The following is a 24,537-nucleotide window of genomic DNA, read 5'->3' on the forward strand; positions in this document are numbered from 1 at the left end:
TTGCTCCCCGTAGCAAAACTGCCCATCGACTTTATGACATGCCGCCGCCTTACGGAGGGTTAATCAGAACAACCTGAGCGGGAAACTCCGGTTTTGTTTTCAGTTTTCTGATTGCATTTGGAACGCGGCATCAAACTGGCAGCGCCGCGCCGTCGGACGGATGCAGTCGTTGCCATTCGGGCCCCAGCTGATGCCGAAACCAGGTCGCCTGACGCTTTGCATATTGCCGCGTGGCGATCTTGGCGCGCTCGATCGCCTCGGGAAAACCCATCTGCCCGGCCATTGCCGCCTGCAATTCGCGAACGCCGATCGCCTTCATCGCCGGGAGATCCGGATCGAGGCCGAGAGCCACCAGCCGCTTGACCTCGTCCAGCGCACCCTTGTCCAGCATCCAGTCGAACCGCGCCTCGATCCGCTCGACCAGTTCCGCCCGGTCCGGCTCGATCACCATGAAGCGCGCGCTGTCGCGGTCGATCAGCGGCCGGCCGCGCGCCGCCTGCCATTCCGCAATGGAGCGGCCCGAGGCGTCGAGCACTTCCAGCGCCCGCACGATGCGCTGGCTGTCGGTCGGGTTCAGCTGCATTGCGACCGCCGAATCCTCGCGCAGCAGGATGCTGTGCAGCCTGGCCGCGCCCTGCTCCTTCAATTCGTAACGCCAGCGGTCGCGGATCGCTGGCGGAATCTCGGGCATGTCCGAAATCCCTTCCGCAAGCGCCCTGAAGTAAAGCCCGGTGCCGCCGACGAAAATCACCGGCCGTTCGGAGAACGTTCCGTCCGGCCGTTCGGAGAACGTGCCGTCCGGTCGTTCGGAGAACGTGCCGTCCTCGATCAGCTTCGTCACGTCGCGCAGCCAGGCGCCGGTGGAATAGGCGACGGATGGATGAACATGGCCGTAGAGAAAATGCGGTACGCGGGCGAGCTCGGCAGCACTCGGGCGTGCCGTCAGCACGTCAAGCACGGAATAACCCTGCATGGAATCCGTGTTGACTATGACGCCGCCACTGCGTTCGGCGAGATCGAGCGCAAGCGCCGACTTGCCGCTGGCGGTCGGCCCGGCTATCAGGATCGCGTTCTTCACGCGGCCCTCGCCCGCCTGCCCGCCGGAATTTTCGATGCCGCTGATCGCCACGCTTGTATCCCATCCCGAAGGCCGCGCCGTGTCGGCCACGCTTGCGAATATGGCCTCACACTCGGTCGGCGCAAGCGCTGTTCACTGGCTGGCCGAAGACATCGCCTGCGATCTCGTTTTGCCGGATACCGCCGAGGCCGCTGAAATAACCGCCGGCCTGCGCCTCGCTTTGGCCTCGGAGCCGGTCGACGTGATCGTCCAGCCGGCGGACGGCAGGCGCAAGAAGATCCTGCTGGCCGACATGGATTCGACCATGATCGACCAGGAATGCATCGACGAGCTGGCCGACGAGATCGGCGTCAAGGATCGCGTCGCGGCGATCACGGCGCGGTCGATGAACGGCGAGATCGCCTTCGAGCCAGCCTTGCGCGAGCGCGTAAGCCTGCTGAAGGGTCTCGACACGGCGGTCGTCGACCGCATCATCGCCAACCGGCTGACGCTGGCTTCCGGCGGGCGCGCGCTTGTCCAGACCATGCGCGCCAACGGAGCCTGGACCGCGTTGGTCTCCGGCGGCTTCGATGTCTTCACCAGCCGCATCGCCGCCATGCTCGGCTTCCAGGAAAACCGCGCGAACCGGCTGATCGAGGAGAATGGCCACTTCATGGGGCTCGTCGCCGAGCCGATCCTCGGCCGCGCCGCCAAGGCCGAAGCTCTGCTCGAAATTGCCGCCCGTCTCGGCCTGACGCCGGCCGACGCCATCGCCGTCGGCGACGGCGCCAACGACCTCGACATGATCCGCCTCGCCGGCACCGGCGTCGCCCTGCACGCCAAGCCCACCGTAGCGGCGGAGGCCAAGGTCCGCATCGATCATGCCGACCTCACCGCGCTGCTCTATCTGCAGGGCTACCGGCAAGATGAGTTTGTCTTGTGAGACCTCTTAAGAATTCGCTCCGGCGAGACAGGTGGCGCGGCTGTCGAGAACCGGAGCGGAGCGGACATTTGAGTCCGTGAGCACCGGAAGCGCAGAAAGCTGCGTCAGATGTCCGTCGGAGTAGAATTATCAAGAGGTCTCAAATGAAACCGATGCGCACCGAGCGCCTGATCCTGCGCAACTGGGAGGAGCGCGACCGCGCGCTGTTCCACCGCATCAACTCCGACGAACGCGTCATGGAGTTCTTTCCGTTTCGGCGCGACCGTGCGGCGGCGGATGCCAAGATGGACGAATTCAGGGACTGGATCGCAAAGGATGGTTACGGTTTCTCCGCGGCCGAGATCGCGGCCACCGGCGAGTGCATCGGCTTTGTCGGCCTCCTCGACACCGACCATGTGCCCTCCCTGCCGGCCGGCACGATCGAGATCGGCTGGCGGCTGGCGCCCGAATTCTGGGGCAAGGGCTATGTCGCAGAGGCGGCCGAGGCCTGGCTGGCCTTTGGTTTCGAAACGCTTGATCTCGAGGAGATCGTCTCCTTCGCCGTGGCCAACAACCAACGCTCCACCGCCGTCATGAAACGCCTCGGCATGCGCGCCGACCCATCAAGCGACTTCGATCATCCAGGCATTCCCGACAGCCACCCTTCGCTCAAGCGGCATGTCCTTTACCGGTTGTCGCGCCAAGACTGGCAGGCAAGGAAAAGGGCGGCCAGCTAGCCGCCCTTTTCCTTTTCAAATCAGACTATTGCTGGCTTTTCCGGACTCAATCCATCCGGATCGTCACGAACCGCAACTCACCGGTCTTCGACGCCAGCATCAAGAGCGCGTTCTTGCGGCCCTGCTCCTTCAGCGCGCCGATCCGATCCATGACGTCCTTCGGGGTCGCGACAGATTCCTGCGCGATCTCGGTGATCACCTCGCCGGGCTGGATGCCGCGTTCGGCCGCGGCCGAATCCTTGGTGACGTCGGTGATGACGACCCCCGTCACATCGGCGGCGATGCCGAATTTCGTCCGCGTCTCGTCATTCAGCTCGCCGATGGTCATGCCGAGCACGGACGCCGTCGAAACCGCCGGCGCCTTGTCGTCACCACTGCCCGGATCGGTGTTGCCGTCCTCGCCGCTGGCCAGCTTCTCGCCGTCCTCGAGCCGGCCGAGCGTCACCTTCACAGTCTGCTCGACGCCCTTGCGCACGATGATAACGTCCACCGCCTTGCCGACCGGGCTTTCGGCGACGACGCGCGGAAGGTCGCGCATCTCGTTGATGTCCTTGCCGTCGAACTTGATGATGACGTCGCCGGCCAGGATGGTGCCGTTGTCGACCGGTCCGCCCTTGATGACGCCTGCCACCAGCGCGCCCTTGGCGGTCGCCATGCCGAGGCTTTCGGCAATGTCGTCCGTCACCGGCTGGATGCGCACGCCTAGCCAGCCGCGCCGCGTCTCGCCGAACTGGCGAAGCTGGTCGACGACGCCCGAGGCGAGCTGCGCCGGAATGGAGAAGCCGATGCCGATCGAGCCGCCCGATGGCGAGATGATCGCCGTGTTGATGCCGATGACCTCGCCGACGCTGTTGAACAGCGGTCCGCCGGAATTGCCGCGATTGATGGCGGCGTCGGTCTGGATGAAGTCGTCATAGGGGCCGGAATTGATGTCGCGGTTTCGCGCCGAGACGATGCCGACCGTCACCGTGCCGCCGAGGCCGAACGGATTGCCGATCGCCATCACCCAGTCGCCGACCCGCATCTTGGTGGAATCGCCGAACTTCACAGCCGTCAGCTTGTGGCCCTTCGGATCGACCTTCAGCACCGCGACGTCGGTCTTGGTGTCGGTGCCGACCAGCGTCGCCTTCAGCGTCACGCCGTCGGAGAAATTCACCTCGATATCGTCGGCATCGGCGATGACGTGGTTATTGGTCACGACGATGCCCTGCTCGGCGTCGATCACGAAGCCCGAGCCCAGCGACTGCACCTTCTGGGCGCCACCATCCTTGTCGCCGCCGCGGTTCTTGAAGAAGTCGTCGAAGAAATCCTGGAAGGGCGAGCCTTCGGGCAATTGCGGCATCGGCACCGCGCCCGGTCCCTCCGAGCCTTTCACCGTCTGCGACGTCGAGATGTTGACCACCGCGCCAAGCAGCCCCTGGGCCAGGTCGGCGACCGAAGCCGGTCCGTCGGCGGCGATCGTCGGCGTCACGAAAGACGGGACGGCAAGCGAGCCGACGAGAAGCGCGGCGGCGCCGGCGACAAATGTCCGCCTCGCAGCGCGCAGAACGGTCTTGGTTGTCATCGAGGGCCTCCGGGTGTTTCTGAAAAGAAGAGCGCTTCCGCAAAAACGCCGCGTCGCGTCATGTTGGCAAGAAATACGGCACGTTTGCGGCTATGACTATCGGCTGAGGATAAATCCTCCGTTACGCCGGGACTCATTCCCCGACACCCATGACCAATGTCGCCATCGTCAGCCGCGCACCAGCCAGACGATGCCGACGCCGATGGCAATCGCCGCCAGCCCGGCTATGCGCAGCGCATTCTCGGGCATCGACAGCACCTCGCCGGCCAGTCTCTTGGCGAGGTTCGGAAAGCCGCCATAGATCAGGCCCTCGACAACGAGGACCAGACCTATGGCTGCCAGAAAATCCTGCACCGGCCGTTACTGGCCGGTGCCTGGCTGCGCCGCCGGCGCGGGCGCTGGTTGCGGCGCCGTTGGCGTCGCCGGTGCTTCCTTGCTGCTCGGATCGCGGAAGTAGCGGAAGAACTCGGATTCCGGCGACAGCACCATCGTCGTGCCGGTGTTGTCCAGCGCCGTACCATAGGCATTCATCGAGCGGTAGAAATCGAAGAAGGCCGGATCACGCTGGTAGGCTGCCGCGAAGGTCGCGCTGCGCTGGGCTTCGCCCTCGCCGCGCAGGATTTCCGATTCCTTCTGCGCCTCGGCGACGATCTCGACCACTTCACGGTCGGCGCGGGCCTTGATGCGCTGTGCCGCCTCATTGCCTCGCGCCCTCAGCCGCTCGGCTTCGGCCAGGCGTTCGGCCTTCATGCGGTCGAAGGTCTGCTGCGAAACCTCGGCGGTCAGATCGGTCCGGCGAATGCGCACATCCTCGATCTGCAGGCCGAGCGACGTGGCGTCGGGCCGCAGCTGATCGCGCACCTCGCGCATCATCACGGCGCGCTCTTCCGAGAGCGCCGCTTCGAAATCGCGCAGACCGTAGACACGGCGAAGTGCCGCATCGAGACGCGTCCGCAGCCGTGCCTCGGCCAGTTCGATCTGACCCGAAACCGCCGCACGGAACACACGCGGGTCCGAGATGCGATAGGCGATGAAGGCGTCGACCTCGTAGAACTTGCCGCCCGACACCTGGACGCGGATGTTGTCGAGATCGAAGCGCAGCACACGGTTCTCGATCAGCTGCACGCTGTCGGCATCGAAGAAGGCGAACGGCGCCTTGAAATAGATGCCGGGTTCATTCTTGACGTCGACGATCTCGCCGAACCTCAGCACGAGCGCCTGCTGGCGCGCATTGACCACGAAAACCGACGAATAGAGCAGGAACAGGATGACTGCCGCGACGACGGCGATGATGGGGAGACGGTTGGCCATCACTGGGTTCCTCCCGTCGTGGCGCCAAGGGGAGCCGGCGCCGGCGCCTTCTGCTGCAGTGCCGGCAGCGGCAGGTAGGGGATGACCCCCTGCCCGTTGCCCTGCTCGACGATGACCTTGTTCGAATCCTTCAGCACCCTCTCCATCGTTTCCAGGTAGAGCCGCTTGCGCGTCACCTCCGGCGCCTTGGCATATTCGTCATAGACCGAGATGAAGCGCTGCGCCTCGCCTTCGGCCTCCTGCACGACACGGTTCTTGTAGGCGGCCGCGTCTTCGCGGATCTGGGCTGCCTCGCCGCGCGCCTGGCCGAGCTTCTGGTTGGAATATTGGTTGGCCTGCTCGACGAACTTGTCCTCGTCCTGCTCGGCGCGCTGCACCTCGTCGAAGGCATCGGCCACCTCGCGCGGTGGCGCGGCATCCTCGATCGAAATAGCGTTGACGTTGAGGCCGGCTTTGTAGCCGTCCAGCGTCGTCTGGATGATCTCGCGCACCGATGCGGCAATACCCTGGCGGTCGTCGCGGAAAATGTCCTGGGCCGGCCGGCGGCCGACGGCCTCGCGCATGGCGCTTTCGGCAACCTGGCGCAGCATGCCGTCCGGATCGGAGACGTCGAACAGATACGCCCTCGGATCCGAGACCTGGTAGGCCACCGAGAACTGCACGTTGACGATGTTCTGGTCGCCGGTAAGCATCAGGCCGGACGTGTTGCCACTCGTCGCGCCGCCGCCGCCGATATCGACGAGCTGTTCGGCGATGTTTGCGGTCTCGACTGTTTCGACCGGCCACCAATGGAAATGCAGGCCGGGCTGCGAGAGCTCCGCCTTCGGCTTGCCGAAGCGCAGTTCGACCGCGACCTCATCGGGCTGCACGGTATAGACCGCCTTGAACGCCCACAGCACCACAAGTGCCGCGGCGATCAGCGCGAATACGGCCGGACTGGCGCCACCGCCGCCCGGCAAGGCGCGCCGCAATCTGTCCTGGCCGCGGCGGATGATGTCTTCCAGATCGGGAGGTGACCCTTGCGGGCCGCTCGGTCCCTTGGGTCCCTGCCCCCAGGGTCCCTGATTGCCGCCGCCACCCCACGGGCCGCCGCCGCCGCTCTTGTCGTTCCAGGGCATGAATGTCCTTTCGCTTGGAATTCCCTCGGCGCCAGCCTGACGGCGCAAAATCCAATATTGTTCTTCTATAGGGACGCCAAGGCTCGCTTTCAACGCGATCTGCTGCCCGGCCGTCCGTTTTGGGCCCTTCGCGACCCTTTGTTGTCTTCAATGCGTGCCGCGGCGCTTTTCATAGACCGTATAGCGTGTCGCGTGGCTGTCTTTCTCGCCGGCCGGAACGTCCTCGGCGCTGACAACGGCCCATGTCTCGGGGTCGATCGGCGGGAAATGCGCGTCACCGTCGACCGAAGCCAGCACATGGGTGACATGCAGGCGGTCGGCCAGCGGCAGCGCCTGGGCATAGATCTCGCCGCCGCCGACCATGCAGATCTCGTCGGCGCCGGCCATGCAGCGCCCGCGCACATTGGCGAGCTTGATTGCCTCGTCGAGCGAGTTGGCGATTTCGACGCCCTCGGCCCGCCAGGCCTTGTCGCGTGTCACCACGATGTTGAGACGGCCAGGCAGCGGTCGGCCGATGCCTTCATAGGTCTTGCGGCCCATGATGATGGGTTTGCCCATCGTGTCGGCCTTGAAGCGCTTGAGATCGGTGGACAGCCGCCATGGCAGCCCGCCATCGCGGCCGATCACGCCGTTTTCGGCGATGGCAACATAGATCGCGATGTCCATCAGCCGCCGTTCCCACCTTCGCCGCCGACACTGTCGTCCGACAGTTCGTTGGCTAAGGCCGGCGCGGCCGAAAGCGCCAGCGCTGCGGTCAGGACATAGCGAAACATGGACCCCCCCTTCGGCGACAATCCAAGGCATGACCCCGGATGCGCTTCACATCTAGCCGTTTCAATGTGGCGTTTCAAAGCCATTCGCGTAGCCGCGGACGCTTGTCCCACGCTGTCTGGACACCAGCGTCCCGATCGGGCAGGAGTTCGCCATGCGCAAGCTTCTCGTCATCGGCATCGGCGCCGGCAATCCCGAGCACATGACGGTCCAGGCCATCAACGGCTTGAACCGCGCCGAGGTGCTGTTCATTCCCGACAAGGGCGCGAAGAAGAACGATCTCGCCGAATTGCGTCGGCAAATCTGCGACCGCTTCGTCACCAACCCCAACTCGCGCCGCGTCGAGTTCGACGTGCCGGTGCGGGCCGAGCCATCACCCTCCTATCGCGCGACCGTGGACGACTGGCACGAGGCGATCGCCGCGATCTACGAGGGCCTGATTCGTGACGAGCTTTCCGATGGAGGCTGCGGCGCCTTCCTGATCTGGGGCGATCCCTCGCTCTACGACAGCGCGCTGCGCATCCTCGAACGCGTGCGTTTGCGGGGCAATGTCGAATTCGAGCTCGAGGTCATTCCCGGCATCACCGCCGTGCAGGCGCTGGCCGCAAGCCACAAAATGGCGCTGAACCGTATCGGCGACCCCATCCTGATCACCACCGGCCGCCGCCTGACACAGGAAGGCATGCCGGACAACGCCGGCAGCACCTTGGTCATGCTCGACGGCAAATGCGCCTTCAACACGCTGGATGACGAGGACCTGATCATCCACTGGGGCGCCTATCTCGGCACGCCCGACGAGATCGTCATGTCCGGCCGCCTCGGCGATGTCGGCAAGGAAATCGCCGAAGTCCGGGAAAAGGCTCGAACGGAAAAGGGCTGGATCATGGACACCTATCTGCTGCGCAAACCCGGCGAGCCGCAGGACAACTAGCGAGAGCCCTCCCTTGCTCCAGCTCTCGGCCTCGCGCGGGGTAACATGATCGGCGAGACGGGTCGGCAACTCGCAAGAGCCAGAAAAAACAGCGCTTTATGCTGGTTTGATAATCATAGCCCTGCCTCGCGGAGAGCGGCGTTCCAGCAGATATCACACATATTGACGTTAAATTCACAGAATTGTATGGTCAGTTGTGTTGGTTCGAATCCCACCCCTGTTTGACTGGGCGGTCGCGATCGCAGCCGCGAATCCAGGCGAGGATAATTTCCATGATGTTCAGCGCCACCATCGTTCGGCACCAATTCGCAATGCGTGCGGGCAGGCGCTGACCGAGAAAAATCATGGCCTGCCTGCTTGGTATCGACAACGGCCTGACGGTGACGAAGGCGATGGTCTTCGACGCCGACGGTTCGCAACTGTCGGTGGCACGGCGCCGCGTGCCGCAGTCGATGCCGCAGCCGCGCTGGGTCGAGCGCGACATGGCGGGCCTCTGGCAAGCGACCGCAGAGGCGATAGGCGAAGCGATCGCGCTCAGCGGCCGGCCGGCTCGCGACATCAAGGCGGTGGCGGCGACCGCGCATGGCGACGGGCTCTATCTGCTCGACAAGGAGCGCCGGCCGCTCGGCCCTGGCATATTGTCGCTCGACAGCCGCGCCGGCGACATTGTCGATGCTTGGTCGAAGAGCCCGGTCTTCTCCGAGGCGCTTGCCCTCACCGGCCAGGTCCCGCATGCCTCCGCGCCCTCGGCACTGCTCGCATGGCTGAAAAAGCACGCGCCGGAGCGTTTCGACCGGATCGGCCATATCGTCGGCTGCAAGGACTGGCTGCGCTTCTGCCTGACCGGCGCCGTCGCCACCGACCTGACGGAAGCGAGCACCTCGTTCACCGATGTGCGCACGCAAGACTACGCACCCGACGCGATGCGCGTCTTCGGCCTGGAAGAGCTGTTCGCGGCCTTGCCGCCGGCTCTGCATCCGGCCGACATCGCCGGCTACGTCACCGCCGAGGCGGCAGCACTGACCGGGCTCGCCGAAGGCACGCCCGTCGCCTGCGGCCTGCATGACGTCACCGCCTCGGCGGTCGGCATTGGCGGTCATGAAGACGGTGTGGTCAGCATCGTCGCAGGCACCTATTCGATCAACGAAGTGGTCTCCAGCGAACCGAGGGTCGACCAGCGCTGGTTCTGCCGCAACGCCATCGATCCCGGGCGCTGGAACAACATGTCGATCTCGCCGGCCTCGACGGCCAATTACGACTGGTTCCTCGACACGCTCTGCCGTGCCGAGCAGGAGGAAGCCAAAAGCACCGGCGGCTCCATCCACGAGATGCTGGCGGCGGAAATCGATGCGGCGCTGAAGAAGTCGTCGACCCTGCTCTTCCACCCCTATCTGTTCGGCTCGCCCTACGGCAACACCGCCAGCGCCAGCTTCGTCGGCCTGCGCGGCTGGCATGACCGCGGCGACATGCTGAAGGCGGTGCTGGAAGGCATCGTCTTCAACCACCGCACCCATGTCGAAGCCTTGCGCGACGGCTTTGCCGTCCGCGAGGTGCGGCTGACCGGCGGCGGCTCGCGCAATCCGGCCCTCGCACAGATGTTCGCCGACGTGCTCAAGGTTCCGGTCAGCGTGACCTCGACCGATGAGGCGGCGGCCTTTGGCGCCGCACTTTGCGCCGGTGCTGCGGTCGGCCTGTTCGCCTCGCCTCAGGAGGGCGCGCGCGCGACCTGCACGGTGAGCCGGCAGTATCTGCCGGACCCAGCGCGTAGCGCCGTTTTCGACGAGCGGTACTCTCTTTACGGCCGCATTGCCGAGCAGCTCAGGCCGAAATGGGCGGAGATCGAAAGCCTTGCGGGGCAAAGCATCGGGGGTGCGGAATGATCAAGGCCGACGAACGGCGCGAAGAGATCGCCGAATACGTCATCAAGCTCGGCCAGGTGCGCATCGACGATCTGGTCGAGCATTTCGGCGTTTCGCGCATGACGATCCACCGCCACATCGACCAGCTGGCGCATCAGGGCGTGCTCAGAAAGCTGCATGGCGCAGTCACCGTCCAGCCGTCCGGCCTCTATGAAAGCGCCTTCCGTTACCGGGTGACGGTGGGCCGGGCCGAAAAGGACGCGCTGGCCCGCGCCGCCATGGACTATGTCGAGCCTGGGCAAGCGGTGATCCTGGACGATTCGACCACGGCGAACGCAGTCGCGCCGCTGCTGCTCGAGGTCAAGCCGCTGACCGTCATCACCAACAGCGTCTCGACCGCGGCACTCCTGACCAATGTCGACGACATCGACTTCATCTGCCTCGGCGGCCAGTACCACCGCACCTACAACGCCTATATCGGCATCGTTTGCGAGAACGCGATCTCGCGGCTGCGCGCCAACCTTTTGATCTGCTCGGCTTCGGCGATCAGCGGCACCACGGCCTTCATCCAGGATCAGCACGTGGTGCGGGTCAAGCAGGCGATGATGGCCGCGGCGATCAAGCGCGTGCTGCTTGTCGACCATTCCAAATTCGACAAGGTCGCCCTGCATGTGCTCGACGAGCTGACCAGCTTCGAGGCGGTCCTGGTCACTGACGGCATAAGCGACAAGCACGCGCAAACGCTTGAGCAGGCCGGCGTCAGGCTGCGCATCGTCAAGACAAAGACGCCATGAAGCTGCCCGACGAAATCCGGGAGGATGCTCTGGCCGGCAAGGCCGGCGATGTCGATGTCGTCATTCTCGGTGCCGGCATCAACGGGGCCGGCCTGTTCCGCGATCTCTGCGCGCAAGGCGTCAACTGCTTTATCGTCGACAAGGCGGATTTCGGCTCGGGCACCAGTGCCGCGCCCTCGCGCCTGATCCATGGTGGCCTGAAATATCTGGAAACCGGCGAGTTCGGTCTGGTGGCGCAGTCGACGCTGGAGCGCAATCTGCTGCTCAAGAACGCGCCGCACTATGTCAGCCCGCTGCCCACCGTCATCCCGATCTTTTCCTGGGGCAAGGGCATGTGGGCGGCGCTGCGCACGCTTCTCGGCTCGACCAGCGCGCCGCGCAGCCGTGGCGCCATCCTGATCAAGATCGGCCTGATGATCTATGACTTCTACGGCTCACGGCACCGGGTGATGCCGCGCCACCGGCTGGTCGGGCGAAGCAAGGCTCTGCGCGACATGCCGGCGCTGACCGCATCGATCGTCGCCACCGGCACCTACTACGACGCTAAGATCAGCCACCCTGAGCGGCTGGTGGTCGAACTGATCGCTGACGGGCTGGAAGCCAATTCAGGCTCCAGCGCCGCCAACTACACGTCGCTGATCTCCTCTTCGAACGGGGTGCTGACGTTCAGACGGGACAATGGGAGCGCCTTTTCGCTGCGGCCGAAGCTGGTCGTCAACGCCGCCGGCCCATGGATCGATCACGTCAACGATGCACTTGGCGCACCGTCGAAAATGATCGGTGGAACCAAGGGCTCGCATATCCTCCTGAAGCACGACGCGCTGGTGAAGAGCCTAGCCGGGCGCATGCTCTATTTCGAGGCCGACGACGGCCGCATCTGCCTGGTCTACGACTATCTCGGCAAAGCGCTCGTCGGTTCGACGGACCTTCCGGCCGACAACCCCGACAAGGTCCGTTGCGAGCCCGAGGAAATCGACTACCTGCTCGAAAGCGTGCGCACGCTCCTGCCTGGCATGAGCTTCGAACGCGACCAGATCGTCTATGCCTATAGCGGAATCAGGCCCCTGCCCTCATCCGACTCCTCGATCCCCGGCCTGATCAGCCGGGATCATTCGGCCCCTGTCGCCGAGCCGGATCTTTTGAGGCCCTTCCCGATCATCTCGCTGATCGGCGGCAAGTGGACGACGTTTCGCGGCTTTGCCGAGGAGGTCGCCGACACCGTGCTCGACCGCCTGGGCAACAAGCGCAAGGCGAGCACGCAATCGATGCCGATCGGCGGCGGCAAGGGTTTTCCGATGGACGCCGCGGCGCGCGCGGCCTGGCTGGCCGATGCCGCCACGACGTCCGGTATCGACACGGCTCGCCTCGACCAGCTGCTGTCGCGCTATGGAGCAAGCGCATCCCTGATTGCGCGCCACCGGAGCGCATCCAGCAATGCAGACCGCTTGCCGGATTCGAACGACTACAGCCTGTCCGAGATCGACTACATCGTTCGCAACGAATTCGTCGAACATCTCGCTGACATCGTCATGCGGCGCACGACCCTGGCAATCAGCGGTTCCCTGACGACAAGCGACCTGCAGCAGATCGCCTCGGTTGCCGGCCAGGCGCTCGGCTGGAACCGGCAACGGACAAGCGAGGAAATCGATGCCGTCGTCGCCCAGCTCGGGGGCAACAATTTGATGCGACTGCAACCCGACCGCCACGCGCGAAGCGCGGACGACCGAGCCAAACAGGCCTGAGGACGATATGGCCTCATCAGCGACACAAAGCCCGCAGCATCACAGCGCTGGTGAGATATTGCATCGACTTATGAAAAGCAAACAAAAACAATATGTTGTGACAGATTGCAATCGAGGATTACTCACGCATATGTTACATTGCTGGGAAAGTATCACAGTCATTGACGGTAATTTAACATCACGGTATGGTCGATTGCGTCTTGGGTGCGCGGCGTGGGAGGTTTTCGATGCACACTGCCCGCATAGCGGCTTCAGCGGCGCCTCGCGCCACCGCAGCGAAATGCCATCCCTGACCGCCACGACAGCACAGGTCGTCACATCATGAGTTCGCAGCCTGCCACCCCCACGATGAACCGGCGACCGGCCTCGAATGTTCGCTGGTTTGTCCTTGCGGCCGGTGTGCTGGTCGTGCTCGCCGCGATGATCCTCGACACCAAAATCGTCACGATCGGCTCGGACGAAGACACGCGCAAGGCCGCCTTTTCGCCGGAGGCGTTCGGCAAGGCTGAATTCCCGAACGTCCAGTCCGCTGTCGAGCAGCGTGCCATCGATGCCCCTACTCTGGCTTCGGCCATCGCCAAGGACAAGGCGGCTGCGGAGAAGCAATATGGCGTGCCGGCCAATGTCGGCACCGAATTCTCGGTCAAATTCTCAGGCGTCGTCGGCGAGGGAAAGTCCGGCATCTACACCGTCAAGGTCGCCGACGTGCCAGATACCCTGGTCGTTCGCGTGCAGACCGGCCCGGCGATCAACGGCACCGATCTTCGCGACGCCACCGGCGCTATCACATTCGGCCAGTTCATCAACCAGATCGAGTATCAGAACGCGGGCTCGGCCCTGAACAACGAGATGAAGAAGCAGGTGCTGTCGACCATCGACAACACCAAGCTCAGCGGCAAGACCATCTCGGTCGTCGGCGTCTTCAAGCTGATCAATCCCAAGGGCTGGCTGGTCACGCCCGTGAAGCTGAGCGTCCAATGAATGCGGCGCCCGAATTCGAGCCTGCGGCCGGCGACACCGTGCTTGCGGCCCGCAACATCGTTAAGACCTATGGCGGCACGCATGCCCTCAAGGGCGTCAATTTCGACATCCACCGCGGCAAGGTCACGACGCTGTTCGGCGAGAACGGCGCCGGCAAATCGACATTGATGAAAATCCTGTCCGGCGTGACGACGCCGACATCTGGAAGTATCGAGCTCGACGGCCAGTCCGTCACCTTCTCCTCGTCTTCCGATGCCCGCGACCGCGGCATCTCGATCATCCATCAGGAGCTCAGCCTCGCCCCCAATCTGAGCGTGCGCGACAACATCTTCATGGGCCGGGAGATACCCGGCGCAACCGGCGTCGATTTCGCCGAGGAGGCCCGCCAGACGCGACAGCTGATGGCCGACCTCGAGGAAGACATCGATCCGCTGACGCTGGTGCAGGACCTGCGCCTGGGGCAGCAGCAGATCGTCGAGATCGCCCGCGCGCTATCGGTCGACTCCCGCATCCTGATCATGGACGAGCCGACTTCGGCGCTGAGCGCGACCGAGGTGGAAGTGCTGTTCAAGGTGATCCGCGACCTGACGGCGCGCGGCGTCTCGATCGTTTACATCTCGCACCACCTCGAAGAAGCGCTGCAGATCACCGACTACGCCGTGGTGCTGCGGGACGGATCGATCACCGCGACTGCCAATGCCAGGCACATCAATCTCGAATGGATCGTCCGCAACATGGTGGGCGAGAATTTCGACCTCGGTACCCCGCCCACCGACCATGCCTTCGGCGAGATTGCCCTGTCGGTCGACGAAGTCAGCGTCGCCGATGTTTCGAGTTCGGAACGCCTGGTCGTCGACAGGCTGTCGCTCGATGTCCGCAGCGGCGAGATCGTCTGCATCTACGGGCTGATGGGCGCCGGACGCACGGAATTGCTCGAATGCATTGCCGGGCGCCTGTCAGCCGCTGGCGGACGCATCCTGCTCGAAGGCAATAACATCTCCCGCCTCAGCATAGCCGAGCGCATTGCCAGAGGGCTGGTGCTGGTGCCCGAAGACCGCCAGCGCGACGGTCTCGTCCAGACGATGTCGGTCGGTGCGAACCTGTCGCTCGCCAGCATCGGCGCCTTCGTCAAGGGGATGTTCCTGTCCCGCTCGCAAGAGCGGTCGCTGGTGGATGGCTCCATCCGCGACGTGCGCGTCAAGACGGCGGGCGGCGGCGCGCCGATCGGATCGCTGTCCGGCGGCAACCAGCAGAAGGTGGTCATCGGCAAGATGCTGACCACCAGCCCCAAGGTCATGCTGCTGGACGAACCCAGCCGCGGCATTGACATCGGCGCCAAGGCGGAAGTGTTCCGGCTGCTCAGCGAGCGCGCAGCACGTGGTCTCGCCGTCGTGTTCTCGACCTCGGAAGTCACCGAGTGCCTGAGCATCGCGCACCGCATCATCGTCATGCGTCGCGGCAGGATCTCGGCCGAGTTCGGCGCCGACGCCACGAAGGAGGAGATCATGGCCGCTTCCGGCGAGGCCGTGGTCTCCGACCATGAAGAACACAGGAGCCATCACCGTGACCGACGCTAGCCCCGATCGCAGCCGCTCCCGTCCGAGGGCATCGGGCGACGGTTTCAGTCTGGCCAAGCTGCTGCTGGAGGGCCGCGCCTTCTTCGCACTGATCGCCATCATCATCGTCTTCTCGTTGTTGTCCCCCTATTACTTCTCGGTCGCCAATTTCCTGACCATGGCCTCGCATGTCGCCATCTTCGGCATCCTGGCGGTCGGCATGCTGCTGGTCATCCTCAATGGCGGCATCGACCTCTCGGTCGGCTCGACGCTCGGCTTCTCCGGCGTGGTCGCCGGTTTCTTCATGCAGGGCGTCCAGCTGACCGCGCTCGGCGTCATCCTCTACCCGCCGGTCTGGGTCGTCGCGGTGCTGGTATGCGTGCTTGGCGCGCTCGTCGGCCTGGTCAACGGCGTGCTCATCGCCTGGCTTAAGGTGCCGGCCTTCGTCGCCACGCTCGGCATGCTCTACGTGGTGCGCGGCGCCGCACTTTTGATGACCAACGGCCTCACCTACAACGATCTCGGCGGCAAGCCGGAGCTCGGCAACACAGGCTTCGAGTGGCTGGGCTTCAACCGACTGCTCGACATCCCCGTCGGCGTGCTGGTCATGGCCGTCATCGCCCTCATCGGCAGCATCATCCTCAACCGCACCGCCTTCGGCCGCTGGCTCTATGCCTCCGGCGGCAATGAGCGTGCCGCCGAACTCTCCGGCGTGCCGGTCAAGCGAGTGCAGGTCTCGGTCTACATGCTCTCCGGCATTTGCGCTTCGGTGGCAGGCCTCATCCTGTCGTCCGAACTGACCTCGGCCGGACCGACCGCCGGCACCTCATACGAGCTCACCGCCATTGCGGCCGTCGTCATCGGCGGCGCCGCGCTCACCGGTGGCCGCGGCAATATCCGCGGCACGCTGGTCGGCGCCTTCGTCATCGGCTTCCTGTCCGACGGCCTCGTCATCATCGGCGTCTCCGCCTACTGGCAGACAGTGTTCACCGGCGCGGTCATCGTGTTGGCGGTGCTGCTCAACGCCATCCAGTATCGCCGCCGCGTCAAGCTCCCGAGCTCGGCCGGCAGCCCCCCAACTTCTCCACAAAAGGACAAGGCCCAAACGGCCGATCCCGCTCTCGAGAAGACTGCCGGTTGACCGGCACGATTGCCAACCAAAGGAGGAACTCCATGTATCGCAGTGCCCGAATTCTGATGCTCTCGACGCTCGCCTTCGCCGCCCCGATCCTCGCCGGATCGGTAACCGCGGCATCGGCCGAAGGCCTGATCTCGATCATCGTCATCGATCCCGCCAACCCCTACTGGCTCACCGAAGGCAACGTCGCCAAGGCCGAAGCCGAAAAGCTTGGCTACACCGCGACCGTCGGCGCCTCGAAGGCCGACACCAACACCGAGAGCAAGCTGATCGACACCGCGATCACCAACAAGTCCGTGGCGATCATCCTCGACCCCGCTGACGCCAGCGGCTCGATCGGCGCGGTGAAGAAGGCGATCGCCGCCAACATCCCGGTCTTCCTCGTCAATGCCGAGATCAACCAGGAAGGTCTCGCCAAGGCGCAGCTCGTCTCGAACAACGCACAGGGTGCTGCACTCGGCGGCCAGCAATGGGTGACCGATATCGGCGAGAAGGGCAATTTTGTCGAACTGCTGGGTGCGCCCTCCGACAACAATGCCGCCACGCGCTCGAACGGCTACGAGACCGTGATCAGCCAGTATCCCGATCTCAAGAAGGTCGGCTCCGAAGTCGCCAACTGGGACCGCACCCAGGGCCACGACAAGATGCAGAGCCTGCTGCAGGCCCACCCCGACATCATCGGCGTGACCAGCGGCAATGACGAAATGGCGCTCGGCGCGATCGCCGCGCTGAAGGAAGCCGGAAAGCTGTCGAGCATCAAGGTCGGCGGCTTCGACGGTTCGCCGGACGCCGTCGCCGCCATCAAGGCGGGCGACCTGCAATATACGGTGCTGCAGCCGGTGGCCGTCTACTCGGCCAAGGCCGTGCAGCAGGCCGATTCCTTCATCAAGACCGGCAAGACCGGAGCTGCGACCGAGAAGCAGCTCTTCGACTGCCTGCTCATCACCAAGGACAATGTCGACAAGTACACCGCTCCGTTCACGCTCTCGGAGTAATGTCGGACGAGGGGTGCCCTTCGGGTCACCCCTCACCTGCCCCCTGCAGGCCATTCAGCCCGCGTCGATTTCCGCCTGCAGCGCCTCCATATGCGTCGCCGCAGCCGATGTCGCCGCCCGCTCTATCGCCCGGAAGCGGCTGACGACCGCCAGCCCTACCGCGGTCAGCTGCGCGCCACCGCCCTTCCTGCCGCCGGTCTGCGCCGCCACCAGTGGCTTGCCGAACACCCGGTTCATGTCCTCGACCAGATCCCAGGCATGTTTGTAGGACATCTCCATGCGGCGTGCCGCGGCCGAGATCGAGCCGAAGGCGGCGATCTGCTCCAGAAGCTCGATCTTGCCGGGCCCGACGCGCCCATCCGGATCGAGGTTTATGCGCAAACTCAGCGACGGCATGTCCTGTTCTCCGCTGTCACGTCCAGACTAGCCCTTCTGCGGCCATATCGCTATTCCAAAGCAACATAGCGATATTGTCCTTTGGTCACCCATCGGCCTCGATCGGCAGCCCGGCGCCGGTGGTCGCGCTGTCGAAGCTCACCGTCTTGATCACGGCAAAGACCTTGCCGCCAAGCCTGAGCCGCAGCGTGTGTTTCGACTGCTCGGTGATGCGCGCCAGCACGATTGCGCCATTGCAATCGATAGCGATTTCCACCGTAGGCCCCATGCCCGGCCTGACGGCCACGATCGTTCCCGGCAATATGTTGAGCGCGCTGAGGCCAACCGGCGGTTCGGTGGCAATCATGACGTCGCGGGCACGAATGCGGATGCGGACCGGCGCCCCGACCGGCACCGCCAGGCGCGGCACACGGACCTCGCCCGCCAACGAGCCAAGCACGCTCATGCCGAAGGCCTCATCGTGGCGCAGCACCTTGGTGTCCAGCACCGCACCGCCCTCGCCGCGCTCTTCGGCGGGCAAAAGGTCGAGCCGCTGCATGATTGCTCCGGTCGCTCCTGAGGCCGCGACCTGGCCTTGCGCCAGCACCACAACGTCGCTGGCCAGCCGCGCCACTTCGGCGACGGAATGGCTGACATAGACGATCGGGATCTTCGTCTCGTCGCGCAGTCGTTCGATATAGGGCAGGATCTCGGCCTTGCGCGCCTCGTCCAGCGAAGCCAGCGGCTCGTCCATCAAAAGCAATTTCGGGCTTGCAAGGAGCGCCCGGCCGATCGCCACGCGCTGCTTTTCGCCGCCCGACAGCTTTGCCGGCCGCCGGTCGAGCAGATGGCCGATGCCGAGCAACTCGACCACCGCATTGAAGTCCGCATAGCGCTCCGCTGCCGGCGTGAACCAGCGGCCATAGCGCAGATTGCTGGCCACGCTCATATGCGGAAACAACCGCGCATCCTGGAACACCATGCCGATGCGCCGCTTGTGCTTCGGCACGAAGAGGCCCGCATCGGTGTCGACCAGCACACGGCCGTCGACCGCGATCCGGCCCCTGTCGGGCCGGATCAGTCCGGCGATCAGGTTGATCAGCGTCGTCTTGCCGGAACCTGACGGCCCAAATAGGGCCGTCAGCCGGCCGGCACTCTCGAAACTGGCGTCGACCGCGAAAGCGCCGAGCCGGTGGCTGATGTCGACCAGGACCGTCATTCGATGTCCATCCGCCGGCCGACGCGCCGTGCCAGCACCTCCGAGGCGACAAGCGCCGCCATCGAGATGACGATCGAAATCAGCGTCAGCCTGAGCGCGCCTTCATCGCCGCCTGGCACCTGGGTGAAGGTGTAGATCGCCGACGGCAGCGTCTGCGTTTCATTGGGGATGTTGGAGACGAAGGTGATCGTGGCGCCGAACTCGCCCATCGCCTTGGCAAAGGAGAGGATGGCGCCTGCGATCAGCCCGGGCAGGATCAGCGGCAGCGTGATGGTGGCGAACACCCAAAGCGGGTTGGCGCCGAGCGTGCCGGCCGCCGCTTCCATCCTGCGATCGACCGCCTCGACCGACAGTCGGATCGCCCGCACCATCAAGGGAAAACCCATGATGCCGCAGGCGAGTGCTGCGCCCGTCCAGCGAAAGGAAAACACAATGCCGAAATGCTCGGCCATGAATGCGCCGGCCGGACCGCGCCTGCCGAAGGTCAAAAGCAGCAAATAGCCGGTCACCACCGGCGGCAGGATCAGCGGCAGGTGGACCAGCCCATTGAGCAGGGTCTTGCCCCAGAACTGGCCGCGCGCCAGCACCAGCGCGATCAATATGCCGGGCGGCAGGCTCGCGATCATCGCCACCGTCGCCACCTTGATCGACAGCCGGACCGCATTCCATTCGTCGGGAGTGAGGTCCAGCAGCCAGTTCATGCCTTGGTGTCGTGCCTCAGTTGCTCGGCGCCAGGATGGTGAAACCCTGCGCCTTGAAAAGCTCGGCCGCCTTGGCGGACTCAAGGCATTTCAGGAAGGCCGGTGTGTCCTTGTCCTTCGAATCCGCGGTCTGGGCAACCGGATAGACGATCGGCGGGTGCGAATCCTCGGGGAAGGTGCCGACCACCTTGACGCCCTTGTCGGCATGCGCGTCGGTGGCGTAGACAATGCCGAGCACTGCCTCGCCGGTCGAGACCAGCTTGAGTGCCGCCCGCACGTTCTCGGCCTGCGCCACCTTGCCCTCGACCGAGGACCACACGCCGAGTGATTCAAGCGCGGCCTTGCCATACTTGCCGGCCGGCACCGCCTTGATATCGCCCATGGCGAGCCTGCCGTCGCCGATCAGCCTGGCGAGATCAAAACCTTTTTCGATCTTGGTCTCGGCCTTGGAATCCTTCGGCGCCACCAGCACGATCTGGTTGCCGAGCAGCTTCACTTCGGTGTCGGGCTTGGTCAGCTTCTTGTCGGAGAGATACTTCATCCAGTCGAGGTCGGCCGAGATGAAGACATCGGCCGGCGCGCCGCCCTCGATCTGCTTGGCCAGCGCCGAACTTGCCGCATAGGAAATGGTCGCCGCTTCGCCGACATCGGCCGCGCAGGCCCTGTTGACGGCATCGAGGCCGCCCTTGAGGCTGGCCGCGGCAAACACGATGACCTTGTCTTCCGCGTGAGCCGCCGGCACCGCAGCCATCAAAGTTGCCGTCAGCCCGCCGATGGCGATTGCCTTCAACCCGAAATCAAGCATGAAAATTCTCCCAGGGTTTGAAAATCCGTTCGGCTGAAAGGCTGCAGTCGATATATCCGGATGAATATAACAAGGAAAGGCCTTTTGCGGGCTACGGCATTGTATGCCGGGGGTTTCTCGGCCTACGATGACCTTTACCGGATAGAGCGACGGAGCCTCCTGTGAAGATCAGCGCCCGCAACACTCTCAAGGGAACGATCATCGAGATCGTCAAGGGAGCCACCACTTCGCATGTCCGCATCGACATCGGCGGCGCCGTTGTCACCGCTTCGATCACCAACGAAGCTGTGGACGATCTCAAGCTCGAAAGAGGCAAGCAGGCCTATGCCGTGATCAAGGCGTCCGACGTCATGGTCGGCATCGACTGACTGCGACTGTATCCCGACATTGCGACCTAAGGTGTGTTGAGATTCAGGTCAGGCCGAGTCGAAAATGGTGGCTTCCGAGAACCGGAGCGGAGCGTACTTTTCGTACGTGAGCACCGGAAGCGCAGGAAGTCGCCATTTGCAGGCCGGCATCACCTGAATATCAACATACTTAGACGGCGATCGGCGCCTTGATCGACGCATCGGCGAAGTAGTTCTCCAGCCGGAAGTCTTCGAAGCGGAAGGCGAAGAGGTCCTTGACCTCCGGATTGATCCACATCGTCGGCAGCGCCTTGGGCGTGCGCTGCAACTGTTCGCGCGCCTGTTCGAAATGGTTCGAATAAAGATGCGCATCGCCGAGCGTATGAACGAAATCGCCGGGCTTCAGCCCCGTCACCTGCGCCACCATCAACGTCAGCAGCGCATAGGAGGCGATATTGAAGGGAACGCCGAGGAAGATATCGGCCGAACGCTGGTAGAGCTGGCAGGAGAGCCTGCCCTCCGAGACGTAGAACTGGAACAGGCAGTGGCAGGGCGGCAGCGCCATCGCTTCCACCTCGGCCGGGTTCCACGCCGAAACGATCAGCCTGCGCGAATTAGGATTCTTGCGTATCTCCTTCAGAAGATTCGTAATCTGGTCGATCTCGCCGCCATGGCCGTTCGGCCACGAGCGCCACTGCTTGCCGTAGACCGGGCCGAGATCGCCATTCTCATCGGCCCATTCGTCCCAGATGGAGACGCCGTTATCGTTGAGGTATTTGATATTGGTGTCGCCGGCCAGGAACCACAGAAGCTCATGGATGATCGACTTCAGATGCAGCTTCTTGGTGGTGGTGACAGGAAAGCCGCGCAAGAGGTCGAAGCGCATCTGGTGGCCGAACACTCCACGCGTACCCGTGCCGGTGCGGTCGCCGCGATCGACGCCGTTTTCCAGCACATGCTTCAACAGGTCGAGATACTGGCGCATCAGCTTGGCCTCGATTCGGGATTGCACGCATTATAGCCGCCAGACAGCCTGTCGAACACACCAGAACGGCACAAGCGTCGCTGCTCCCATCATTTCAGTGGGCGTCAGCGCTGCCCCTCACCTGCCTGCCGGCATCCTCTCCCCGTATAGTGACGGGGAGAGGGGCGCTCTCATCGACGGTTTCGCAAAGCACCAGCGTTGCAAGTAGGACGCCAGCATTGCAGCCAGCCCATTTCTCCCCGTCACTATACGGGGAGAAATGCCCGGCAGGGCAATGAGGGGAGCGCCGGCGCCCGGTGAGGTGCAACTTCAAACTGAAGCGATTTCCCTGCGACGCCAACCTTCACAATTTGACGCGTGACCGATCAGAGGGCGCCGAGCTTGCCCAGATCTTTCGCGACCAGATAGTAGAAGGTCACCCGGCTCTTGGTGTTGTCGGCGGCCATCGCCTTGCAGGTCTTTTCGATCGATGCGTCGGCTTTGCTGGCGTCGGCGACGCCGAGCTTCTTCGCGGCCCAGTTCTCCCTGACGCGTTCCAGTTCCTTGGGATCGGCGCAGGACACCAGCGAAGAATCCCGGTTGCGCAGCGCAATGCCCAGATGCTTCACGATCTTGTCGACCGCATCAGCGCTGGCGCCGGCGTCGTACTTCTTCACGTCTGCGAGATAGTCGGCCATGAAAAATTCCCCTCGTCGGCGCCACGGATCCGGTCGATGAGGGTTGTGGCGCGCTGAAACAACTTGTGCGCTAGGCTGAAACTCCTCACCGCTCGGAAGCTTCGGTTGAGCGCGCAAGCAAGTCAACCCTCAACGATCCAATTTGACACATGCACGAAAGGACATTGCGGCCTTTCATTTTCCACGATCGGCCCCTATATTCGTTTTGTCGGCTTGACCGACTATGGCGATAAATGGGCGATGAAATAAGCCGTTCGGACCCGGGGGCGGTACCCGGCGCCTCCACCAAAAACCGCTCTTTCGAAAGAGCGGCTTTTGCTGGGGGCGAAATAGGATCGACGAAGGTGTAAAGATCGTACTTTTGCCCGGCATTGTACCACCGTCATCGGGCTAAACTTATAGTTGCCAACGACAACTATGCGGAAGCTCGTCTCGCTGCTTAATGCAGTGCGAACGCTTCAAATCAAGCCCTAGAGGTTCGCACTTCTAGGCGGGGTTCGGAGGTACCTGGCAACAGAAACCTCCACTTCGCTCCCTCAGCACATGCATCTCAAAGGCCTTTCTGGCTTGGCTTTCGCACGCCTGGCGCCAGAATGAGACACTGCTGCGACAGGCGCAAAAAAGGCCGGGAATGACCCGGCCTCTTTGTTTCCATGGATGTCAGTTATTCCGCCGGTGCCTCGACGGCTTCGCGCGAACGGCCGAGCGTGACCTTTGCCAATGTGAACGAGATCACCGCGCAGAGCGTGATGCCGGCCACCATCGGCAGCGGCGTGCCGTCGAAGAACAGGCCGGCGACGCCCATGGCAAGAGCGCCGATGGCAAAGTGCAGCGTGCCCATCAGCGCCGAGGCCGTGCCGGCGATCTCGCCATGCTCCTCCATGGCCAGCACCGACGTCGTCGGGATGACCAGGCCGAGGAAGCCGTAGCCGACGAACAGCAGCGCCGCCATCACGTCGAGCCGGTCGACACCCGTCGCCATGATGGCGAACAGCAAGACCATGGTCGTTGCATAGCCGGTCACCGCGACACGCACGACGCGCCTAAGACCAAACCGCTCGGCCAGCATTCCGGTCATCTGCGACATGCCGATGAAGGCGACCGCATTGATCGAGAAGAACACGCTGTAGACCGAAGGCGACAGCCCGTAATGGTCGATCAGGATGAAGGACGAGCTCGACAGATAGACGAAGAAGCTCGCAATGCCGAAGCCGGCGATCGCCACCAGGCCAAGGAAGTTGCGGTCGCCCATCAGGAAGCGGTAACCGGAAAGAGCGGTGCCGAAGGAGGAGCCGGCGCGCTCTTCGACCGGGCGTGTCTCCTTAAGCGAAGTCGCGAGCAGGATGGTGGCGAGTGCTGCCGCGCCGGTCACCGTCCAGAACACGGCGCGCCAGCCGAACGTCTCGATGATCTGGCTGCCGGTCAGCGGCGCCAGGATCGGCGACACCGAAAACACCAGCATCAGCAGGGACATCAGCTTGGCGGCTTCGTTGCCGGTGTGCAGGTCGCGCACGATAGCACGCGGCACCGCCATGCCGGCGCTGGCGCCGAGCCCTTGCAGGAAACGGAAGGCGATCAGCCACTCGATCGAGGGCGCCAGTGCCGAGCCGACGCCGCCGACCATGAACAGCGCAAGGCCGCCATAGAGCGGCAGCTTGCGCCCGACCATGTCGGAGATCGGCCCGACCAGGATCTGACCAAAGCCCATCGACAGGAAGAAGATCAGCAGGCTCATCTGCACGGCCGAAGTGCCGGCGTGCAAATCCTCGCCGATCGAAGGCAGCGCCGGGAGGTACATGTCGATGGCGAACGGGCCGATGGCGGACAACAGGCCAAGCACGACCGCGATGCGGAGGAATTTGGGACTCATGATAAAGGCTTCTTTCGAATCTGGTTGCCGCCGAGAACCCGGCGTCTAACCCCAGGACGTTCCATCCCGTGACACTCCGACA

General features: G+C 63.9%; 25 protein-coding genes and 1 other RNA gene. 12 read left to right on the forward strand and 14 right to left on the reverse strand.

Annotated elements, in window-relative coordinates:
- Nucleotides 1-130: 130 nt before the first annotated feature.
- Nucleotides 131-1,123, reverse strand: coding sequence for a tRNA (adenosine(37)-N6)-dimethylallyltransferase MiaA (gene miaA, locus ACSQ3Z_RS16670; protein ID WP_436173919.1), 993 nt, complete (start codon nt 1,121-1,123; stop codon nt 131-133).
- On the opposite strand from miaA, the gene serB reads away from it, so the two are divergent.
- A complete protein-coding gene (gene serB / locus ACSQ3Z_RS16675) occupies nt 1,113-2,000 on the forward strand; it encodes a phosphoserine phosphatase SerB (RefSeq protein ID WP_436172419.1) in 888 nt (295 codons plus the stop codon). The two genes, miaA and serB, sit on opposite strands and share 11 nt — an antisense overlap.
- A gap of 143 nt (nt 2,001-2,143) precedes the next feature.
- Nucleotides 2,144-2,716: a GNAT family N-acetyltransferase gene (locus ACSQ3Z_RS16680; protein ID WP_436172420.1), complete on the forward strand. Its 573-nt coding sequence runs from the start codon at nt 2,144-2,146 to the stop codon at nt 2,714-2,716.
- A 46-nt stretch (nt 2,717-2,762) separates the two neighbouring features.
- Here ACSQ3Z_RS16680 and ACSQ3Z_RS16685 read toward each other — a convergent pair whose 3' ends face one another.
- The 5 genes from ACSQ3Z_RS16685 to ACSQ3Z_RS16705 form a co-directional block, all read right to left on the reverse strand.
- Nucleotides 2,763-4,280 carry a DegQ family serine endoprotease gene (locus ACSQ3Z_RS16685; protein ID WP_436172421.1) on the reverse strand — a complete coding sequence of 506 codons (1,518 nt, stop codon included), beginning with the start codon at nt 4,278-4,280 and terminating at the stop codon, nt 2,763-2,765.
- A gap of 168 nt (nt 4,281-4,448) precedes the next feature.
- Nucleotides 4,449-4,634, reverse strand: coding sequence for a DUF2065 domain-containing protein (locus ACSQ3Z_RS16690; protein WP_006204937.1), 186 nt, complete (start codon nt 4,632-4,634; stop codon nt 4,449-4,451).
- Between the two features lie 6 nt (nt 4,635-4,640).
- The gene (hflC, locus tag ACSQ3Z_RS16695; protein ID WP_436172422.1) at nt 4,641-5,591 is read right to left on the reverse strand and encodes a protease modulator HflC; all 951 of its coding nucleotides are present in this window, start codon (nt 5,589-5,591) and stop codon (nt 4,641-4,643) included.
- Entirely contained in the window at nt 5,591-6,709 is a 1,119-nt protein-coding gene (hflK, locus tag ACSQ3Z_RS16700; protein ID WP_436172423.1) for an FtsH protease activity modulator HflK, read from the reverse strand. The genes hflC and hflK overlap by 1 nt, the downstream gene beginning before the upstream one ends.
- Before the next feature lie 147 nt (nt 6,710-6,856).
- A complete protein-coding gene (locus ACSQ3Z_RS16705; protein ID WP_436172424.1) occupies nt 6,857-7,375 on the reverse strand; it encodes a dihydrofolate reductase in 519 nt (172 codons plus the stop codon).
- Between the two features lie 259 nt (nt 7,376-7,634).
- Here ACSQ3Z_RS16705 and cobF point away from each other — a divergent pair, with 259 nt between their 5' ends.
- A complete protein-coding gene (gene cobF, locus ACSQ3Z_RS16710; protein ID WP_436172425.1) occupies nt 7,635-8,411 on the forward strand; it encodes a precorrin-6A synthase (deacetylating) in 777 nt (258 codons plus the stop codon).
- Nucleotides 8,412-8,601: 190 nt separating this feature from the next.
- Here cobF and ACSQ3Z_RS16715 read toward each other — a convergent pair whose 3' ends face one another.
- Nucleotides 8,602-8,757, reverse strand: coding sequence for a hypothetical protein (locus ACSQ3Z_RS16715; RefSeq protein WP_436172426.1), 156 nt, complete (start codon nt 8,755-8,757; stop codon nt 8,602-8,604).
- Between ACSQ3Z_RS16715 and ACSQ3Z_RS16720 the strand changes: the two genes are divergently transcribed.
- The 7 genes from ACSQ3Z_RS16720 (at nt 8,756) to ACSQ3Z_RS16750 (ending at nt 17,476) form a co-directional block, all read left to right on the forward strand.
- Nucleotides 8,756-10,291, forward strand: coding sequence for an FGGY-family carbohydrate kinase (locus tag ACSQ3Z_RS16720; RefSeq protein ID WP_436172427.1), 1,536 nt, complete (start codon nt 8,756-8,758; stop codon nt 10,289-10,291). The genes ACSQ3Z_RS16715 and ACSQ3Z_RS16720 overlap by 2 nt on opposite strands.
- Nucleotides 10,288-11,064 carry a DeoR/GlpR family DNA-binding transcription regulator gene (locus tag ACSQ3Z_RS16725; protein ID WP_436172428.1) on the forward strand — a complete coding sequence of 259 codons (777 nt, stop codon included), beginning with the start codon at nt 10,288-10,290 and terminating at the stop codon, nt 11,062-11,064. The genes ACSQ3Z_RS16720 and ACSQ3Z_RS16725 overlap by 4 nt, the downstream gene beginning before the upstream one ends.
- Nucleotides 11,061-12,806: a glycerol-3-phosphate dehydrogenase/oxidase gene (locus ACSQ3Z_RS16730; RefSeq protein WP_436172429.1), complete on the forward strand. Its 1,746-nt coding sequence runs from the start codon at nt 11,061-11,063 to the stop codon at nt 12,804-12,806. The genes ACSQ3Z_RS16725 and ACSQ3Z_RS16730 overlap by 4 nt, the downstream gene beginning before the upstream one ends.
- A 321-nt stretch (nt 12,807-13,127) precedes the next feature.
- Entirely contained in the window at nt 13,128-13,787 is a 660-nt protein-coding gene (locus ACSQ3Z_RS16735) for a DUF2291 family protein (RefSeq protein WP_436172430.1), read from the forward strand.
- On the forward strand, nt 13,784-15,364 hold the full coding sequence (locus tag ACSQ3Z_RS16740; protein ID WP_436172431.1) for a sugar ABC transporter ATP-binding protein: 1,581 nt from the start codon (nt 13,784-13,786) through the stop codon (nt 15,362-15,364). The genes ACSQ3Z_RS16735 and ACSQ3Z_RS16740 overlap by 4 nt, the downstream gene beginning before the upstream one ends.
- Nucleotides 15,327-16,484: an ABC transporter permease gene (locus ACSQ3Z_RS16745; protein WP_436172432.1), complete on the forward strand. Its 1,158-nt coding sequence runs from the start codon at nt 15,327-15,329 to the stop codon at nt 16,482-16,484. The genes ACSQ3Z_RS16740 and ACSQ3Z_RS16745 overlap by 38 nt, the downstream gene beginning before the upstream one ends.
- A 32-nt stretch (nt 16,485-16,516) precedes the next feature.
- A complete protein-coding gene (locus ACSQ3Z_RS16750; RefSeq protein WP_436172433.1) occupies nt 16,517-17,476 on the forward strand; it encodes a D-ribose ABC transporter substrate-binding protein in 960 nt (319 codons plus the stop codon).
- Nucleotides 17,477-17,530: 54 nt separating this feature from the next.
- Here ACSQ3Z_RS16750 and ACSQ3Z_RS16755 read toward each other — a convergent pair whose 3' ends face one another.
- From ACSQ3Z_RS16755 to modA, 4 genes are all read right to left on the reverse strand, one after another.
- On the reverse strand, nt 17,531-17,872 hold the full coding sequence (locus tag ACSQ3Z_RS16755; protein WP_006204924.1) for a winged helix-turn-helix domain-containing protein: 342 nt from the start codon (nt 17,870-17,872) through the stop codon (nt 17,531-17,533).
- Nucleotides 17,873-17,957: 85 nt separating this feature from the next.
- Nucleotides 17,958-19,070, reverse strand: a complete 1,113-nt coding sequence (gene modC, locus ACSQ3Z_RS16760) for a molybdenum ABC transporter ATP-binding protein (RefSeq protein ID WP_436172434.1) — start codon at nt 19,068-19,070, stop codon at nt 17,958-17,960.
- Complete coding sequence (gene modB / locus ACSQ3Z_RS16765) at nt 19,067-19,771, reverse strand: molybdate ABC transporter permease subunit (protein WP_436172435.1); 705 nt, start codon at nt 19,769-19,771, stop codon at nt 19,067-19,069. Before modB ends, modC begins: the two co-directional genes overlap by 4 nt.
- Before the next feature lie 16 nt (nt 19,772-19,787).
- The gene (gene modA / locus ACSQ3Z_RS16770; RefSeq protein WP_436172436.1) at nt 19,788-20,576 is read right to left on the reverse strand and encodes a molybdate ABC transporter substrate-binding protein; all 789 of its coding nucleotides are present in this window, start codon (nt 20,574-20,576) and stop codon (nt 19,788-19,790) included.
- Nucleotides 20,577-20,737: 161 nt separating this feature from the next.
- On the opposite strand from modA, the gene ACSQ3Z_RS16775 reads away from it, so the two are divergent.
- Complete coding sequence (locus ACSQ3Z_RS16775; protein WP_006204920.1) at nt 20,738-20,944, forward strand: TOBE domain-containing protein; 207 nt, start codon at nt 20,738-20,740, stop codon at nt 20,942-20,944.
- 169 nt (nt 20,945-21,113) lie between these two features.
- Here ACSQ3Z_RS16775 and ACSQ3Z_RS16780 read toward each other — a convergent pair whose 3' ends face one another.
- Both ACSQ3Z_RS16780 and ACSQ3Z_RS16785 read right to left on the reverse strand, forming a co-directional pair.
- Nucleotides 21,114-21,908: a thymidylate synthase gene (locus ACSQ3Z_RS16780; protein ID WP_436173920.1), complete on the reverse strand. Its 795-nt coding sequence runs from the start codon at nt 21,906-21,908 to the stop codon at nt 21,114-21,116.
- Nucleotides 21,909-22,273: 365 nt separating this feature from the next.
- Complete coding sequence (locus ACSQ3Z_RS16785; protein WP_436172437.1) at nt 22,274-22,585, reverse strand: DUF2853 family protein; 312 nt, start codon at nt 22,583-22,585, stop codon at nt 22,274-22,276.
- 168 nt (nt 22,586-22,753) lie between these two features.
- Between ACSQ3Z_RS16785 and ssrA the strand changes: the two genes are divergently transcribed.
- Nucleotides 22,754-23,113, forward strand: a transfer-messenger RNA (tmRNA) gene (ssrA, locus tag ACSQ3Z_RS16790).
- 136 nt (nt 23,114-23,249) lie between these two features.
- On the opposite strand, the gene ACSQ3Z_RS16795 is transcribed toward ssrA, so the two are convergent.
- Complete coding sequence (locus ACSQ3Z_RS16795) at nt 23,250-24,455, reverse strand: multidrug effflux MFS transporter (protein ID WP_436172438.1); 1,206 nt, start codon at nt 24,453-24,455, stop codon at nt 23,250-23,252.
- Nucleotides 24,456-24,537: the final 82 nt, after the last annotated feature.

This window comes from Mesorhizobium sp. LjNodule214, from assembly GCF_964252735.1.
Lineage (GTDB): Bacteria > Pseudomonadota > Alphaproteobacteria > Rhizobiales > Rhizobiaceae > Mesorhizobium.

What these genes read in the sequence shown, in the direction of transcription:
- ACSQ3Z_RS16780 (WP_436173920.1), bottom strand. Translation starts at nt 21,908, where the DNA reads ATGCGCCAGTATCTCGACCTGTTGAAGCATGTGCTGGAAAACGGCGTC.
- ACSQ3Z_RS16680 (WP_436172420.1), top strand. Translation starts at nt 2,144, where the DNA reads ATGAAACCGATGCGCACCGAGCGCCTGATCCTGCGCAACTGGGAGGAG.
- ACSQ3Z_RS16755 (WP_006204924.1), bottom strand. Translation starts at nt 17,872, where the DNA reads ATGCCGTCGCTGAGTTTGCGCATAAACCTCGATCCGGATGGGCGCGTC.
- ACSQ3Z_RS16730 (WP_436172429.1), top strand. Translation starts at nt 11,061, where the DNA reads ATGAAGCTGCCCGACGAAATCCGGGAGGATGCTCTGGCCGGCAAGGCC.
- ACSQ3Z_RS16720 (WP_436172427.1), top strand. Translation starts at nt 8,756, where the DNA reads ATGGCCTGCCTGCTTGGTATCGACAACGGCCTGACGGTGACGAAGGCG.
- modB (WP_436172435.1), bottom strand. Translation starts at nt 19,771, where the DNA reads ATGAACTGGCTGCTGGACCTCACTCCCGACGAATGGAATGCGGTCCGG.
- cobF (WP_436172425.1), top strand. Translation starts at nt 7,635, where the DNA reads ATGCGCAAGCTTCTCGTCATCGGCATCGGCGCCGGCAATCCCGAGCAC.
- ACSQ3Z_RS16750 (WP_436172433.1), top strand. Translation starts at nt 16,517, where the DNA reads ATGTATCGCAGTGCCCGAATTCTGATGCTCTCGACGCTCGCCTTCGCC.
- ACSQ3Z_RS16745 (WP_436172432.1), top strand. Translation starts at nt 15,327, where the DNA reads ATGAAGAACACAGGAGCCATCACCGTGACCGACGCTAGCCCCGATCGC.
- ACSQ3Z_RS16740 (WP_436172431.1), top strand. Translation starts at nt 13,784, where the DNA reads ATGAATGCGGCGCCCGAATTCGAGCCTGCGGCCGGCGACACCGTGCTT.
- serB (WP_436172419.1), top strand. Translation starts at nt 1,113, where the DNA reads ATGCCGCTGATCGCCACGCTTGTATCCCATCCCGAAGGCCGCGCCGTG.
- hflC (WP_436172422.1), bottom strand. Translation starts at nt 5,591, where the DNA reads ATGGCCAACCGTCTCCCCATCATCGCCGTCGTCGCGGCAGTCATCCTG.
- modA (WP_436172436.1), bottom strand. Translation starts at nt 20,576, where the DNA reads ATGCTTGATTTCGGGTTGAAGGCAATCGCCATCGGCGGGCTGACGGCA.
- ACSQ3Z_RS16735 (WP_436172430.1), top strand. Translation starts at nt 13,128, where the DNA reads ATGAGTTCGCAGCCTGCCACCCCCACGATGAACCGGCGACCGGCCTCG.
- ACSQ3Z_RS16705 (WP_436172424.1), bottom strand. Translation starts at nt 7,375, where the DNA reads ATGGACATCGCGATCTATGTTGCCATCGCCGAAAACGGCGTGATCGGC.
- ACSQ3Z_RS16785 (WP_436172437.1), bottom strand. Translation starts at nt 22,585, where the DNA reads ATGGCCGACTATCTCGCAGACGTGAAGAAGTACGACGCCGGCGCCAGC.
- ACSQ3Z_RS16795 (WP_436172438.1), bottom strand. Translation starts at nt 24,455, where the DNA reads ATGAGTCCCAAATTCCTCCGCATCGCGGTCGTGCTTGGCCTGTTGTCC.
- ACSQ3Z_RS16725 (WP_436172428.1), top strand. Translation starts at nt 10,288, where the DNA reads ATGATCAAGGCCGACGAACGGCGCGAAGAGATCGCCGAATACGTCATC.
- ACSQ3Z_RS16685 (WP_436172421.1), bottom strand. Translation starts at nt 4,280, where the DNA reads ATGACAACCAAGACCGTTCTGCGCGCTGCGAGGCGGACATTTGTCGCC.
- hflK (WP_436172423.1), bottom strand. Translation starts at nt 6,709, where the DNA reads ATGCCCTGGAACGACAAGAGCGGCGGCGGCGGCCCGTGGGGTGGCGGC.
- modC (WP_436172434.1), bottom strand. Translation starts at nt 19,070, where the DNA reads ATGACGGTCCTGGTCGACATCAGCCACCGGCTCGGCGCTTTCGCGGTC.
- ACSQ3Z_RS16715 (WP_436172426.1), bottom strand. Translation starts at nt 8,757, where the DNA reads ATGATTTTTCTCGGTCAGCGCCTGCCCGCACGCATTGCGAATTGGTGC.